This is a genomic window from Paenibacillus sp. J5C2022, from assembly GCF_025567625.1.
Taxonomy (GTDB): Bacteria; Bacillota; Bacilli; order Paenibacillales; family Paenibacillaceae; genus Pristimantibacillus.
In genome coordinates, this window is record NZ_JAOQJC010000054.1 from 1 (window position 1) to 16,122 (window position 16,122).

Here is a 16,122-nt window from a genome sequence, read left to right on the forward strand (position 1 = left end):
AAAATCATACAAAGTTCGCGCCCAGAGGGTCAGTACTGCAGCGTTTGTACGAAAAATCGTACAAAGTGTGCGTCTGGAGGGTCAGTACTGCAGCGTTTGTACGAAAAATCGTACAAAGTGTGCGTCTGGAGGCTCTCCCCGCGAGTCAATGCTGCAGCGTTTGTACATACTTGTGGACAATCCGCTCCGGGAGGTCAAGGCCCTTCAGTCTTCGATCTGCGGTATTGGTTCGGCGAGACGCCCACCCAGCGCCGGAATTGACGCGAGAAGTGGTTGACGGAACGGAAGCCGAGCTGCTCGGCGATCGAGTAGACGGTCAGATTCGTCGTCGTCAGCAGTTCCTTCGCGTGGTTCCACTTCCTTCTGCTTAAGTATTGACGCGGCGAGAGGCCGTATACTTTCGAGAAAATCTTCGACAGCTGGCTGCGGCTGAGGTTCAGCTGCTTCGCAAGCTCGTTGATGCTGGGTACTTCGGACAAGCTCTGCGACAGCCTGTGCTCAACCGCATGGGCAATGTCCAATTCATAGGCGGACACTTGTTGGCCGATTCCCTCAAGGTGGCTGTCAAGAGAATTGGCCAACACGATCACTTCATGAATGATAAGCATGATATAGCCTTGAAGCGCCAGATGCTCGTGTGCGGCAAGCTCGATAATTCTGGATTCCGGCGTCGCCTCTCCATCCTTCCAGGAGCCCTTGTGCATCATGGCCTCGCATTGCTGGAGCAGCCCTGGCAGCTTGCTCTCACCTGCAAGAGAGGCGGGAATAATGAGGAACGGTGCAGCGCCAAGCCGGTTGCGCACGCCGAGATCGTCGATATCGAAGTGGAAGTTGAAGAAGGCGTAATGGGATGGGGAAACGTTATGAAGGGAGTGCTTCACGCCAGGCTTGAGCAGCAGCCAGTCTCCGGCCCCGACGGACACATCCGTACCATTAATATCCTGCCCGATATTTCCTTCCATACAGCAGCTCAGCTCATACAGATGATGGTGATGCTTCGGATAAGACCAAGCTTGCGGCTTAATGCCAAAGTGGCAGCCGACAAGCTGGAATGTACTTGTAGCGTTGTGGAATTGAAATAAGGCGTCCACGGTCCTCCTCCTTCGCTGCAGCAGAATGTTTGACTAACTAAGATTGACTTTCCCCTCTTCCGTAACATTGAACGTGTATCCAACATAGAACCCAGCCAACTGGAACTTAGCTAATGTAGAACCAAGTCAGAACGTATCCAACATAGAACCCAGCCAACATTGAAAGCAGCTAACGTAGAACGTATCCAATACAGAACGCATCCAATACAGAACGCATCCAACATAGAACGCAACCAACATTGAACGCATCCAACTGGAACTTAGCTAATGTAGAACCCGGTCGACTAAAACTCAACCAACTGAAACTCAGCCAACGTAGAACGCAGCCACTTTACAATTAAACTAACTGGATTTTATGTTGTTAATTTTCCAGATTCACCCTTCAAATCTCAATGAATTGGAATTGTTGATACTATTTTGTCCCTGAAAGGAGATGTGTCGCTATTTGACCAATTTTAACTGTACTTTTTCCATGTAAAATGAGTGCGAACAATGATTTTTAGATAATTAAGTGCACAAAATCCATTTAACAGTTGCAAAGGAAGGAGCGGGATCATAATAAACCCGATCTATCGTCACATTAAATTGTTGTCCTAAAGTATCATCCTAATGTGTCTACTCAATGTATCTTGTTAATGTATCTTGTTAATGTAACTTGCTAATGTATCTAAACAATGTATTGTCCCAATGTATCATTGTATCTTCCCAATCTTCTCGAGGTATCATCACAATGTATCATCCTAATGTATCTACTAGATGTATCTACCCAATACTACATCCTAATATAACATCCTAATATAACATCCTAATATAACATTCCTGCATAACATCCCAATGTATCGCCCCAATATATCCCCATCTTCGGAATGGAGCAATCCAGGGATGGAGAGCAATCGGGATCAACTTTCACCGCACTAGCATTATAACATGGCATAAGCTCAACTTTCGGCACAAAAGGTTAACTTTATGCGTATTTTGTGCATTGTGAGCGCCCCCTTATTCTCGCTACTATAAAGCTATAGCCATATAGCCATATAGCCATATAGCCATATAGCCATATAGCCATATAGCCATATAGCCATATAGCCAAAAAGCAATTACATTAGGAGGAATCCCCTATGAGCATATTATCTTTGGATGGCAAGCAAATGATGCTGGACGGCAAGCCGATTCGTCTTATCGCCGGAGCGATTCATTATTTCAGAGTGGTGCCGGAGTATTGGGAGGACCGGCTGCGGAAGCTGAAGGCATGCGGCTTCAACACGGTGGAGACGTATGTGCCATGGAACTTCCACGAGCCGAAGGAAGGGCAGTTCCAATTCGAAGGGATGGCCGATCTGGAGGGCTTTATCAGAACGGCAGGCGAGCTTGGCTTGTATGTCATCGTTCGCCCAAGCCCTTATATATGCGCGGAGTGGGAGTTCGGCGGCCTTCCCGCATGGCTGCTGGCCGATCCCGGCATGCGCCTGCGCTGCTACAACAAGCCATTCATGGACAAGATCGACGCTTATTACGATGAGCTTATTCCGAGGATTGCGCCGCTGCAATCGACGAAGGGCGGACCGGTCATCGCAGTTCAGATCGAGAATGAATACGGCAGCTACGGCAATGATATCAAGTACTTGACTTACCTGAAGGATGCGCTGCTGGAGCGCGGTATCGACGTGCCGCTGTTCACCTCGGACGGTCCGACGGACTTCATGCTGCAAGGCGGCATGGTGCCCGGCGTATGGGCGACCGCGAACTTCGGCTCTCGCTCCGAGGAAGCGTTCGCCAAGCTGCAGGAATATCAGCCCGACCAGCCGCTTATGTGCATGGAGTACTGGAACGGATGGTTCGACCATTGGGGCGAAGAGCATCACACGAGAGATGCGGCCGACGTCGCGCAAGTGCTCGACGATATGCTGGCGGCCGGCGCCTCCGTCAACTTCTATATGTTCCATGGCGGCACGAACTTCGGCTTCTATAGCGGAGCCAATCATGGCGGGAAATACGAGCCGACGATTACGAGCTACGATTACGACGTGCCGGTCGGCGAGAGCGGTGACATCACGGAGAAATTCCATGCGGTGCGCGAAGTCATCGCCCGTTATGAGGATATCGGCGAACTGGAGCTGCCGCCGGCCATTCCCAAGAAGAGCTACGGCACGGTAGCGATGACAGCTTACGCTTCACTGAACGACTCCGCGGAAGGACTGGCCACTGTCGTTCAAAGCACCTGCCCGGAGCCTATGGAGCTGGTGGGACAGAACTACGGCTTCATCCGCTATACGACGAAGCTGAGCGGACCGCGTGAATCCAGCAAGCTGAACATTCAGGAAGTGCGCGACCGTGCGATGGTATTCGTCGACGGCGAATACAAGGGCGTAATCGAGCGCTGGAATCCGGATTCGGAAGTGGAATTCGCTGTTCCCGCAGAGGGTGTCACGGTCAGCGTGCTGGTGGAGAACATGGGACGCGTCAATTACGGGCCGCTGCTGAAGGACCCGAAAGGCGTAACGGAAGGCATTCGCTTCGGCCAGCAGTTCCTGTATGACTGGGCTATCGAGTCGCTGCCGCTGGACGATCTCGCCAGCCTGAGCTTCCAGCCCATCGGGCAGTCGCAGGTGCAAGCGAACCAGCCTGCTTTCTTCAAGGGCGAATTCCAAGTGGACGAGCCGGCCGACACCTTCCTGAATGTGAAGGGCTGGACGAAGGGCGTCGCTTATATTAACGGCTTCAATCTGGGCCGCTACTGGGAAGCAGGTCCGCAGGAGACCTTGTACATTCCGGGACCGCTGCTGAAGCAAGGCGTTAACGAGCTCATCCTGTTCGAGCTGCACGGCAGCGCGAAGCATGAAGTGGCGCTGCAGGACTACCCGGTATTGGATCGTAGTTCTGCCGAATAGAATGAGATTTACATGTGCTGAGCAACGGAATGCGCCGTTGCTCAGTTTTTCTTTTCATGATAAACGGCTTGTATAGAACGATCGTCGAGGGGGCTTGCGAGAGATGCGGAATCTGCCGGTATATCAGAAGATCATAATCGTATTCGCCATTCTGGTCGTTCCCATTACGGTTACGACGATTGCCGTGAATGTGAACGTCGTCGCTTATCTGAAGTCCAGCATTATGGAATCGACGCGCAATAAAGTGAACTACTCCAGAGATCAGCTGAACAACCAGATAACGTTCATTCGCAACCAGCACTACGTGTTCATGAGAGATGCCAATATGGAAGAATTGAATTTCAGAGCCGAGGATCTGTCCACATACGAAGAATTAACCTTGCTTAACCGGCTGACGGATGCGATGCTGTCGATCAGGGATTCAAGCGAGCTTATCAACGATATGGCCGTATATATTGAGCCGCTCGACCGTCTCGTATCGCTCAGCGACGGAATAGGCAGGATGGAGAAAGCAAGCAAGTGGGGGCAATTGCGAAGGATGGCGATCGAGCGGCAGCGTTCCTTCTATACGTACGGGGATCAAATGTTTTTCTCGGAGACGGCCAACAATGCCACCATTACAGTTTTTATCGAGATCAACCAGCACAAGTTGATTCAGTTCCTATCCGGTATGGTGTCGGACGAAGGGGGCAACGGTTTTTTCCTGGCCGACAACAGCTTCCAAGCCGTAATTGCATCCAGCCGCCGGCCGGAGATCGAGACGGGCATCGCCGAGCATGTCAGCGCGCAGGCGATCGGTCGGGACCAGCAGGATAGCTTCCGGCTAACGAACGGCGACGACAGCTATCTGGTCATCTACAATCGCGTCAATGCGCTTGGGAGCACATTGTTCACATATATTGACGAGAAGGAAGTGACGAGAGTCATTTCCCGATACAGCTGGATCATTGGAGCGCTGACAGCGGCATCTCTGCTCCTTATTATTCTGTTCGCGTTATCCGTCAACCGCATGATTCATAAGCCGTTGAACCAGTTGATACGTGCGTTCCGCAAGATCGAGACGGACCCGCAGCTATTAACGGCATCGACATCCGTTCCGAACAATGAATTCAAGTACTTGAACGACAGCTTTGAGAATATGCGCAACGAGTGGAGAGCTTCGATTCAATTGAATTTTGAACAGAAGCTGCTTCTGCAGCAATCGGAGCTGCGCCAGTTGCAATCCCAGATCAATCCGCACTTTCTCTATAACGGATTTTATAACATTTACCGCATGTGCAAGGCGGAGGATAGCTCGGGCGCAGGGGAGCTGTCCCTGAAGCTGGCCGCTTATTATGAATTCATTACCCGCAGCGGTCACGATGAGCTGCCCTTCACACAGGAATATGAGCATGCCAAAGTATATTGCGACATTCAGAGCATTCGCTTCGCGAGGTATGTGAGCATAGAGATTGGAGCATTGCCTGAGGGAAGCGGAACGATCTCTGTGCCGAGGCTTATTGTCCAGCCGATTGTGGAGAATGTATTCAAGCACGCCTTCAAGAGAGAGAGGCAGCCGGAGACATGCAGTATCAAGGCCGTTCAAGAGGCAGGCAGGCTGACGGTCACGGTGGAAGACAGCGGGAAGGACTTGAGCGACAGTATGATCGAGGATTTGAACAGGCGGCTTCGCAGACCCGCAGCTATAACGGAGAAAACAGGGCTGGTCAATGTCAGCTATCGTCTGCAGCTCCATTACGGCGATAGCGGCTGCTTGTCGGCGAGCCGAAGCGAATTGGGCGGACTGCGGATCGCGCTAAGCTTGCCCATGCAATAAAGGGGAGGGGAACGAATATGTACAGAATATTGGTGGTCGATGACGATGCGATCGTTGTAGAAGGACTCGTTCAACTGCTATCCGCGCATTACGGCGAAGAAGTGGATCTGTGCAAAGCGTTCGGCTCGGATGAGGCGACGGAAATGATAAGGAAAACAAAGCTTGATCTAGTCATAAGCGATATCGATATGCCGGGCAGGAACGGTCTGGACATGGCTGACGAAATTACGCGTTACTGGCCGAAGTGCCGCATCGTCTTCCTGACCGGCTTCAGCGATTTCAACTATATCTACACCGCGATGAAGAAACGCGCGGATCACTTCGTCCTGAAAACGGAGAACGACGAGCATCTGCTGGCTATTATCCAAAGCGTGCTTGACGAGCTGAAAGAGGAAAGAAAAAATCAGGATATGATGCGCCATGCGCACAGCGAGCTGCAATACTTGCGTCCGCTGCTGACAAGAGAGTGGCTGCAAGCGCTGCTGGAGCAGCCGGAGATGGAGCGGTCCTTGTCTACGGAAGTGAATGACAAGTGGAACATCGATGCAGGCAAGCCATTCATGCTGCTCGCCGGTTATGTCCGTCAGGACGAGCATGTTTTCTGGGAGAAGAAGGTTCAGACCTATGGGCTGGTGCTGAACGTATTCGAGGAGCTGCTGCCAAGGCTGCTCTTGTCGAACGGCTTCGTCACGGACGATTCCGTATTCGTATGGCTCATTCAGCCCCGCGCCGAGGATTCGGCGTTCACGGGCCGGGAGGGGGACATCGACTGGACGGGAATAGCGGATTACTTGCGTGGCAGTCTGGAGGAAATTCAGAATGAATTGCTGCATCTTCAGGAGCTGGAGATGTCCTTCGTATTCAACAGACAGCCGCTCATGCTTGCTTCATGGAAAGGGGAGTATCAACGTCTGCTTCTAAGCGTTCAGCGCTTGATGGCCGGCAGTGTGCATCTTGCCATCGTGGATGCCGAAGCCCCTCATGGCGGCAACGACATGGACCGCTGCGTGCAAGCCGTGCATGATTATATTGAAGGTCATCTTGGCGACGATCTGTCTCTCGTCAGAATTGCGGAGCAGGTTCATCTCAATCCCAGCTACCTGTCCAGATACTACAAGCAGGCGACGGGAAGGAATCTGTCGGAGTTCATTACCGAGACCAGACTTCAAGCGGCGAAGCGCTGGATGGTTGAGGAGGGGGTGAAGGGCAATGAAGTCGCGTTCCGGCTGGGCTTCAATTCTCCTTCCTATTTCACTACATTCTTCAAAAAATTGACGGGACAGACCCCTCAGGAGTATCGGGATGCCCATGTAACGGAATGAGGTAAACCAATCGAAACCGAAGTCAACAGAACGAAATTGAAAGCGTATACAGCAAGGGGGTACGATAAATAGGCAAACTATCGGTTTCGATAAACGAAGAGGGGGAAGAACATGAACAGATTTCCATTGAAACAAGCTCTTGCCGGAGGACTTGTACTATCGTTCGCCGCTGCCGCTCTGGCAGGCTGCTCCGGCAATGCCGAAGAGCCGAAGCCGACGGCCAATGGCGGCAACGAAGCGATGGCAAGCCAAGCGGAGAGCAATGAAATATCGGTCGATCCGCTATGGAAATACCCGGAGACGATCAAGGTTACGCAAGTTATCGGCTACGGCGATCCGGAGGACCCCAAGACACCTAAGGGCCTCACTCCAGAAACGAACGCTTATCTCTCCAAATTGAAAGATATGCTCAACATCGAAGTGGAGTACTTGTGGCAAGTGCCAAGCGATCAAGCGCAGCAGAAGTTCTCGCTTGCGATTGCCTCCGGCGATCTGCCCGACATGTTCGAAATCGGAATTACAGATTACGAGAAGTTCAAGGAAGACGGCCTGCTGGAAGATTTGACAGAAGTGTATGAGAAGTACGCATCTCCCGAGCTCAAGGCGTTCGTGGAAGCCGATGGCGGCAAAACATTGGATATGTACAAGAGCGAAGGGAAAATACTGGGACTTCCTAACTTCGAGGACCCCTTCATGTCCGCTCAAATATTGTGGCTGCGCAAAGATTGGCTGGATAAGCTGCAGCTTGACGCTCCGCAAACGCTGGATGAATTGGAGAAAGTAGCCGAGGCATTCGTAACCGGCGATCCGGACGGCAACGGCCAGAATGACACGTACGGCATTGCCTTCAATAAAGAGCTGATATCCTGGGGCTTTGACACGCGCGGATTTTTCTATACGATGGGCGCTTATCCGAAGGCGTGGATCAAAGACGCTGAGGGCAAGCTCGTTCCCGGCGAAATTCAACCGGAGACGAAGGTCGCCTTGGAGCGGATGAACCAATGGTACGGGAATGGGCTGATCGACAAGGAATTCGCTTTCAAGGATACGGACAAGGTTGTAGAGGATATTGTGGCGGGCAAAGTGGGCATATCGTTCGGCGAGTGGTGGTATCCGAACTGGCCGCTGAATATGAATCGGGATCAGAATCCCGGGGCGGAGTGGGTTGCGATAGAGCTGCCTTCCTATAACGGCAAGCCGGGTGAGACGCTCGTGCCGAGCCAGCGCTTATCCCGCATCTATGGCGTGCGCAAAGGCTTCGAGCATCCGGAAGCGGTTATCAAGATGGCCAACTTCTACCTGGAGCTGGAGAAGGAAGCGTACAAAGACGAGGTGAAGGCGGAGAACGGATACGTATACAATTGGTACCAGCCGCGATTCTACAATCCGTACGATTTCGAAACGGCTTATACCGAAGTCAATGCCGCGATCGAGAACAAGCAAGATGAAATCGACTCCATGAATGCCACTTCGATTAAAGTGTTCGATGCAGCCAAGAAATATTTGGCCGGAGACGAAACGATGTGGGGCATGTATGTCAGCCGGGCTGCGGTAGACGGAGGCTGGGGAATTACCCGCACACTGCGGGACAAGCCGTATGTCGTGAACGAATTTTACGGCACGGCAACGCCGACGATGACGGAGAAGCTCACTTCCCTTCACAAAATGACGGACGAGACGTTCACGAAAATCATTATGGGCTCTTCACCGATTGACGAATTCGACAAATATGTGGAGAGCTGGAAGAAGCTCGGCGGCGGGGATATTACGAACGAGGTCAACGAGTGGTATAGCAACCGATAAGAGATAGCGGGGAGAGGAGCCGCAGGCGGTCTCTCCCCTTGCAGCGATGGGAGGAATAGCAATGTTGCATCGGAAAAGTCGGGTGCCGACGCTGCCGCTTCATTTAATGTTGATACCAGCCGTCATCCTTACCTTGATTTACGCATACGGTCCGATGTTCGGCATCGTAATGGCGTTTCAGAAATATTCGCCGGCCAGAGGTTTTTTTGACTCCAAGTGGGTCGGCATGAAAAACTTTCAGTACATTTTCAATATGCCCGATTTTTATCAAGTGCTGTGGAATACGGTTATTATTGCGCTGCTGAAAATTGTGTTTTCCTTGCTTGTGCCGCTGGCGCTGGCATTGCTCTTGCAGGAGATTCGCAAAAAGTGGTTTATACGCACCATCCAGACGAGCGTATTTCTCCCGTTTTTCCTGTCATGGACCGTGCTGGCCGGCGTCATATTCGAGGTTTTTTCCCTGCAAGGCCCGCTTAACGCGATCTTCGCCTATCTCGGCCTGGAGCCGATCATGTTCATGGGAGACAAGGAATGGTTCCGGGGCATATTAATCGGGTCCGACGTCTGGAAGGGCATGGGCTACAATATGATTATTTATCTGGCGGCGATTCTGGCCATTAATCCCAATCTGTACGAGGCGGCGGAGATTGACGGCGCAAGCAGATGGAAGCAGGTTGTTCATATTACGCTTCCCGGCATTGTGCCGATTATCGTGCTGCTTGCTACGTTAAGCCTGGGCTCGGTGCTCAATGCGGGTTTCGAGCAAATCCTGCTGCTGTACAACCCGCTTGTATACGAAAGCGCGGACGTCATCGACACGCTTGTCTATCGCATGGGCTTAATCGATATGCAGTTCTCGCCGGCGGCGGCGTTCGGGCTGTTCAAATCGGTTGTATCCGTATTGCTTGTGTCGGTGTCCTACTATTTGGCCTACCGCTTTACGAATTACCGTATTTTTTAGTGAAAGGACGGGCTCGGCATGCATTACAAACCATCGGCTTCAAGAGCCGTCTTCAATGCGGTTAACGTCACGCTTCTGCTCGGCGTCACGCTGCTCGGCATCATTCCATTCATTCATCTGCTGGCCGTATCGCTAAGCTCCAACGCTTCCGCGGTAGCGGGACAGGTCAAGCTATGGCCGGTAGATTTTACTTGGGACGCTTACGTATACCTAAGTCAGAAGGCTGAGTTTTTCCGTTCCTTGTGGGTTTCCTTGCAGAGGGTCGTCATCGGGACGATTGTCAGCATGCTTCTCTGCATCATATCGGCATATCCGTTATCCAGGGAGCAGAGCGATTTTTCGTCCAGAACCGTATATGTGTGGTTTTTTGTCATCACCATGTTTTTCGGCGGCGGCTTGATCCCCACCTATATGATCGTCAAGGACACGGGGCTGCTGGACACGATATGGGCGCTTGTTATTCCGGGGGCGTTGAACGTGTGGAATATGGTCATGCTGCTTAATTTCTTCCGCAATATTCCCAAGGAGCTTGACGAGGCGGCAATTATGGACGGAGCTGGGCACGTTTCCTTGCTGTTCAAGATTTACTTGCCCGTCTCTCTGCCCGCAATCGCAACGATCCTGTTATTCACGATGATCGGTCATTGGAATGCTTGGTTCGACGGCGTTATTTATATGAACTCGCCGGACAACTATCCGCTCCAGACGTATCTGTCGACGTTGATTACGTCCTCCAACAAGGAGAGCATATCCGTGGACGATTTGGCTTCCATGCAGAGCTATGGCGAGAAAACGCTGCGGACCGCGCAAATTTTCCTGGGTGCATTGCCCATTATGGCCGTCTATCCGTTCCTTCAGCAATATTTCGTAAAAGGAATTACGGTGGGCAGCGTGAAAGGCTAGCCAACAAAGCGGAGGTCGCAACAGGCCTTCGTTTTTCACATCGCTTGCTAGGAAGGAATGCCGGCCCGCAATGGCGAATCCTTACACCATGACTGACCTGCACACCATAATGATCGAGAAGAAGGAGCCAAAAAAATGTCACAGCAAACGCAAAGCTTCGAAACACGTTGTCTTAGTTCATTAAGCAAAGTATTCCCGCAAGCGGAGCTTCACGACACTCCGTTCCAGACCGGAACAGCGCTATGGAACGAGGTCTATTCCTTCCAGGTCGCTTATCGCTCAGATCGGCTGATCAAAGGCATAACAGTGGAACTGGAATCCGAGCTGGCCCCATATGCGACGATACGCGCCGTCGGCTTGTCCCCGGCGGAGATGCCTGCCTACGCGGAGACGGATTCAAATTACATAACGACGGAGCCGGGCTTGTTCCCCGACGTCCTGTATCCCGTTATAGAGAGCGAAGGGGTGCGCGCGCTGCCGAATAGCTGGCGCGCCGTCTGGGTAACGGTGAAGCTGCCGACGATGGAGGCGGGATTGGCGGGCAAGAGCAAGACGGCCTCCGCATATCCCATCAAGCTGACGTTCAAGGAGCCTGCCGGAGAGGTGCTCGGGCAGGAAGAGTTCCGGCTGGATATCGTCCCGGCAGAGCTGCCGGAGCAGAAGCTGATTCATACGGAGTGGTTCCACAGCGATTGCATTGCGAGCCGGTACGGCGTGGACATCTTCAGCGAAGCGCATTGGGCGCTGCTGGAGCAGTATGTTCGCAATGCGGCGGACCATGGTGTGAACTTGCTGTTGACACCGCTGTTCACCCCGCCGCTGGACACGGCTATCGGAGGCGAGCGGCCTACTGTGCAGCTTGTCGGAGTGGAGAAGACAGGCGATGGGGAATACCGCTTCAGCTTCGAGAAGCTGGACAGATGGATCGGCATGTGCCGCTCCGCAGGCATCCGCTATTTCGAAATGTCGCATCTGTTCACGCAGTGGGGAGCGAAGCATGCACCCAAGATTGTGGCGACGGTGAACGGAAGCGAGCAGCGCATATTCGGCTGGGAGACGGATGCGGCCGGCGAGGAATATGCCGGCTTCCTGAATCAGTTCCTGCCGCAGCTCGTCACCTTCATCAAGGACAGAGGGCTGCAGGATGCCGTATACTTCCACGTGTCGGATGAGCCGCATATCGATCACCTGGAACAATACAAGCGGGCAAGCGAATTGCTGCGCCGCCATCTGGACGGCTTCAAATTCATTGACGCCTTGTCGGACTATTCCTTCTATGAGCACGGACTGGTAGAGATTCCCGTCCCGTCCAACGATCATATCGATCCCTTCCTGGAAGGCAACACCAATCCGCTGTGGACGTATTATTGCTGCGGGCAATTCCGTGAGGTGTCCAATCGCTTCTTCAGCATGCCTTCCGCGAGGAATCGGGTGCTGGGCTTGCAGCTGTACAAGTTCGACGTGGAGGGCTTCCTTCACTGGGGCTATAACTTCTGGTACAGCCAGTATTCCACGCGTGTCATCGACCCGTTCTGCGTAACCGATGCCGTATGCGCCTTCCCGTCGGGCGATGCGTTCGTCGTCTATCCCGGCGATGACGGTCCGATCGATTCCTTGCGCTGGGAAGTGTTCCGCGAAGCGCAGCAGGATCAGCGGGCGCTGGAGCTGCTGGAGTCGCTGGCCGGACGAGACAAGGCGCTGGAGCTGATTGAGCAAGGCTTGACGGAGCCGCTGCACTTCAAGCGCTATCCGAGCGATATGGCGTGGCTGCTGGGCGTCAGGGAGCGCATCAATGCCGCCATTGCCGAGGCATTGACGGCAAGCGCCAGTCAATAGCGTTAACAATGGGGCCTCTGCCGGCAACAGCGATTATTCGTTCCTGGCAGAGGCCTGTCCGCCATGCGGGCGGAATTGGCAATACGCGCGGGAATGAAGCGGAATGGAGCGATAAGCATGGCCCTGATGCGCAAGCTTACGATACGATCGCAGATTTTTGTCATCTCCCTGCTAATGGCACTGGTCGTCATGTTTATTTTGTCTGCAAGCTATCTTCAGATGGCGAAGATCATCGGCCTGAACAATGACAAATTCACCAGCGATCTGATCGGGCAGATGAAGGGAACGGTGTATGCCAACAAGGACGTGCTGGAGCGGCTGATGATGAATATCGCCTTCAATATGGATGTTCAAAATTTCCTCGTGGAGGAAGACAAGGTGCAAGCCTTCCTGCTGGCGAAGCGGATTGACAGTCTGCTCATTAACACCAGCACGCTGAAGGAGGGCATATTGGACATTGTCATTCTTGGCGCGGACGGCCGCTGGATGGATATTGCGGAAGGCAGAAGGGCGACGGAATCCTATCAGGGAGCGATCCCGCCAGACGAGTCCTTTTATTATTACGGCTTGCAGCATTTCGGCGACAGGTATGCGCATGAGAATGCATTCCTGATCGGCAGCAGAATCAAATACTCGCAGCCCGGAGAACTGTTCAACCAGTCGATCGGGACGTTGTTCTTCGTGGTATCCCCCCAAGCGCTTATCGGCGAAATCGATCAATTGTCAGAGGAAATGAATGCGATTACATTTTTTGTGGACTGGCAGCGCAAGGTCGTGTCCGGCAACGATGCGCTCCATGTGGAAAGCGAGCTTCAGACGCTTGGCAATTTCCGCTCCGGCTCCGTCATGCGGGAGATGGAATGGGACAATAAGCGGTACATTACGCATACGGAATATTTGCCGGAAATTAAAACCTCCGTCGTCAGCATGATTCCGAAGGATGAGCTCATGCGCGATATGAATGCGATCCGTCTCTTTTTTATCCTCATTTTCATAGTCGGCGCGATTGTCATGGGGCTGATGTTCAAGGTCGTCACGAACAATATATTGACGCCGCTGAAGAAACTGATGACGTTCATGAACACGGTAAGGCGAGGCGATCTCGGCAAGCTGCGCAACAGAATCGATCTGGACGGGTATGTCGAGATGAGCCTGATGGCCAATCAATTCAACGACATGCTGAACAAGATCGATTCCTTGACCAGAGAGCTGCTGGATACGCACGCTGTCCTCTATGGGACGGAGCTGGAGAAGAAGAAGGCGGAACTCGCTTTTTTGCGAAGCCAGATCAATCCTCACTTTCTGTACAATACACTGGAAATGCTCAAGGGGATGGCAGCCGTGAAGGGGGCGAAGGAGATTAGGGACGCCGCCGCTTCTCTGGGCAGTATCTTCCGCTATACGATCAAGGGAGACGGAATTGTGCCGCTGCATACCGAGCTGTCGATCGTGGAGTCCTATCTTCAAATTCAGCGATTGCGATTCGGGTCCAGATTCAGCGTGGAGCTGTCGATCGACGAGGACTGTCTGGACATTCTGGTGCCGAAGATGATCTTGCAGCCGCTAGTGGAGAACGCCGTCTATCACGGGCTGGAGCCGAAGGAGGAGCATGGGACGCTTCGTCTGTCCGGTACAATCGACGAGGCGGGAGATTTCATCCTGACGATAGAAGACGACGGGGTCGGGATGGATGAGCGGCGGCTAAGGAGACTGCAGGAACTGACGGCTTCGGAATCGGGATATTGGCCGAGGGAGGACAGCAACAACAGCATCGGCTTCTCCAACGTGGATGCCAGGCTGAAGCTGACATACGGACAAGGCTACGGCTTGCGGGTAACGAGCGCGTTAATGCAAGGAACGACTGTTACGATGAAGCTTCCGACGAAAGGGGATATGCTCAGATGAGCTGCAAAGTGCTGCTGGTAGACGATGAAGCTTGGGTGGTGGAAAGTCTGAAGGCCAGTGTCGACTGGGGACAGCTTGGCTTCGAGGTGGCAGGCATGGCGCTGAGCGGCCCGGAAGCGCTGGCGATGATGGAGAGCATTCGTCCGGACGTCGTATTCACCGACATCCGAATGCCGGGAATGAGCGGTCTGGAGCTCATTAAGCGCGGCAGCGAGCTGCATGCGCACACCCGGTTCATCGTAGTCAGCGGGTATGCGGAATTCGCTTATGCCCAGAAGGCGCTGGCTTATGGCGCGATGGCTTATTGCCTGAAGCCGTTCGACGAGGACGAGATTGTCTCGATTCTCGGGAAGATCAAGAAGGGCAGAGAGACGAAGCGCCGGACGGAAGAGAGCGCCTTGCATCTGTATCTGGAGGACCCCGGCGTCGAACACGGGAGCCGTCTGCTGGAGGAATGGAAAGTGCGCGGACTCCTGTCGGGCAGCGGGCTGGAGGTTGGGGTGATCGTATATACGACTGCGACTGCTGCGGAGACAGCCGCCCGCGCTCCGGAACGAAGTCACCATGCGAAGATCGGCAAAAACAAGTATGCGATCATCGTACATTGGGAGCAACTGGATGAGGAGATTGCGGGGGCGGGAGAACGATTGCCCGCCGATGTGAAGGGAATCGGCGTAAGCGGGAAAGTGACGGAGCTGGGCATGCTGCGAAAGGCGATTGAAAGCGCCAGCCATCTGTCGGACGGCTACTTTATGACGGGCCGGGCTGCGGTATACAGGCAATATGAGACATCGCCGTACGAGTCGTTCAAGGAAAGCCTGAAGCAGCTGGATCAAGCGATCCGGAGCGCCGACGTGGCGGCCGCAGGCCGGACCTTCGATACGCTTGCGCAGCAATGCCGCGAGCACCGCTTGACCGTCCAGCACGCGCTTCAGCTGTACAATATCGTGCATTCGTTCATGTATCGCTACAAGGCGGATGCCGCCGACAATATGCTGTACAGTCACGAGCTGCTGCTAAGCCATTACGGGAATGCCGGGGATATGCTTCAGGAGCTGAAGCAATTCGTCAGCCGGCACATTCTTGAAGCGCCCGAATACAGTTCCTCGGAGTCGGGCAATGAGACGTTCCGGACCATCCTGCACTATGTCAATGGTCATTTCCTTGAAGAATTGTCTATACAGAGCTTGTCCCGCATGTTTTATACGAGTCCCAGCTATATTAGTCAGTTGTTCAAGAAGGAGGTGGGGGAGACGTTCACCTCCTATATCGCCAAGCTGCGGATCGGCTATGCCTGCGAGCTGTTGGCGGATACAGAGCTGATGGTGGGAGAGATAGCAGAGAAGGCGGGCTATGCGGACTACTTCTATTTCACGAAGATATTCAAGAAGATCATCGGCAAGACGCCTTCGCAATTCCGTATGGAGATGGCTTGAATTCCATATGTACAATATTTAGGCATTTATCGGCCGGCCCCTGTCGTTAGGGGCTTTTTATGTACAATAAATAAGCAATTCCATAAATACTAACATCCGCTTACATCCATTACAATGAATCGTACAACCTATGAAAGCGCTTCATTAAAATCGATGATACA

General features: G+C 53.0%; 10 protein-coding genes. 9 read left to right on the forward strand and 1 reads right to left on the reverse strand.

Going from position 1 to position 16,122, the window contains the following annotated elements; translation table 11 throughout:
* Positions 1-194: 194 nt before the first annotated feature.
* Positions 195-1,091: an AraC family transcriptional regulator gene (locus M6D81_RS28240; protein WP_262680632.1), complete on the reverse strand. Its 897-nt coding sequence runs from the start codon at positions 1,089-1,091 to the stop codon at positions 195-197.
* 1,118 nt (positions 1,092-2,209) lie between these two features.
* Here M6D81_RS28240 and M6D81_RS28245 point away from each other — a divergent pair.
* The 9 genes from M6D81_RS28245 (at position 2,210) to M6D81_RS28285 (ending at position 15,961) form a co-directional block, all read left to right on the forward strand.
* A complete protein-coding gene (locus M6D81_RS28245; protein ID WP_262680633.1) occupies positions 2,210-3,979 on the forward strand; it encodes a glycoside hydrolase family 35 protein in 1,770 nt (589 codons plus the stop codon).
* A gap of 103 nt (positions 3,980-4,082) precedes the next feature.
* Positions 4,083-5,795, forward strand: coding sequence for a sensor histidine kinase (locus M6D81_RS28250; RefSeq protein ID WP_262680634.1), 1,713 nt, complete (start codon positions 4,083-4,085; stop codon positions 5,793-5,795).
* A 17-nt stretch (positions 5,796-5,812) separates the two neighbouring features.
* Positions 5,813-7,117, forward strand: a complete 1,305-nt coding sequence (locus M6D81_RS28255; RefSeq protein ID WP_262680635.1) for a response regulator transcription factor — start codon at positions 5,813-5,815, stop codon at positions 7,115-7,117.
* A 111-nt stretch (positions 7,118-7,228) separates the two neighbouring features.
* The gene (locus tag M6D81_RS28260; RefSeq protein WP_262680637.1) at positions 7,229-8,920 is read left to right on the forward strand and encodes an extracellular solute-binding protein; all 1,692 of its coding nucleotides are present in this window, start codon (positions 7,229-7,231) and stop codon (positions 8,918-8,920) included.
* Between the two features lie 61 nt (positions 8,921-8,981).
* Positions 8,982-9,881 carry an ABC transporter permease gene (locus M6D81_RS28265; protein WP_262680638.1) on the forward strand — a complete coding sequence of 300 codons (900 nt, stop codon included), beginning with the start codon at positions 8,982-8,984 and terminating at the stop codon, positions 9,879-9,881.
* An 18-nt stretch (positions 9,882-9,899) separates the two neighbouring features.
* A complete protein-coding gene (locus M6D81_RS28270) occupies positions 9,900-10,784 on the forward strand; it encodes a carbohydrate ABC transporter permease (protein WP_262680639.1) in 885 nt (294 codons plus the stop codon).
* Positions 10,785-10,919: 135 nt separating this feature from the next.
* A complete protein-coding gene (locus tag M6D81_RS28275) occupies positions 10,920-12,620 on the forward strand; it encodes a DUF4091 domain-containing protein (protein ID WP_262680640.1) in 1,701 nt (566 codons plus the stop codon).
* Positions 12,621-12,683: 63 nt separating this feature from the next.
* Positions 12,684-14,525, forward strand: a complete 1,842-nt coding sequence (locus M6D81_RS28280; RefSeq protein ID WP_262680641.1) for a sensor histidine kinase — start codon at positions 12,684-12,686, stop codon at positions 14,523-14,525.
* Positions 14,522-15,961, forward strand: coding sequence for a response regulator transcription factor (locus tag M6D81_RS28285; RefSeq protein ID WP_262680642.1), 1,440 nt, complete (start codon positions 14,522-14,524; stop codon positions 15,959-15,961). Before M6D81_RS28280 ends, M6D81_RS28285 begins: the two co-directional genes overlap by 4 nt.
* Positions 15,962-16,122: the final 161 nt, after the last annotated feature.

Coding starts and splice junctions, on each gene's coding strand:
- M6D81_RS28245 (WP_262680633.1), top strand. CDS start 2,210: ATGAGCATATTATCTTTGGATGGCAAGCAAATGATGCTGGACGGCAAG.
- M6D81_RS28250 (WP_262680634.1), top strand. CDS start 4,083: ATGCGGAATCTGCCGGTATATCAGAAGATCATAATCGTATTCGCCATT.
- M6D81_RS28255 (WP_262680635.1), top strand. CDS start 5,813: ATGTACAGAATATTGGTGGTCGATGACGATGCGATCGTTGTAGAAGGA.
- M6D81_RS28260 (WP_262680637.1), top strand. CDS start 7,229: ATGAACAGATTTCCATTGAAACAAGCTCTTGCCGGAGGACTTGTACTA.
- M6D81_RS28265 (WP_262680638.1), top strand. CDS start 8,982: ATGTTGCATCGGAAAAGTCGGGTGCCGACGCTGCCGCTTCATTTAATG.
- M6D81_RS28270 (WP_262680639.1), top strand. CDS start 9,900: ATGCATTACAAACCATCGGCTTCAAGAGCCGTCTTCAATGCGGTTAAC.
- M6D81_RS28275 (WP_262680640.1), top strand. CDS start 10,920: ATGTCACAGCAAACGCAAAGCTTCGAAACACGTTGTCTTAGTTCATTA.
- M6D81_RS28280 (WP_262680641.1), top strand. CDS start 12,684: ATGCGGGCGGAATTGGCAATACGCGCGGGAATGAAGCGGAATGGAGCG.
- M6D81_RS28285 (WP_262680642.1), top strand. CDS start 14,522: ATGAGCTGCAAAGTGCTGCTGGTAGACGATGAAGCTTGGGTGGTGGAA.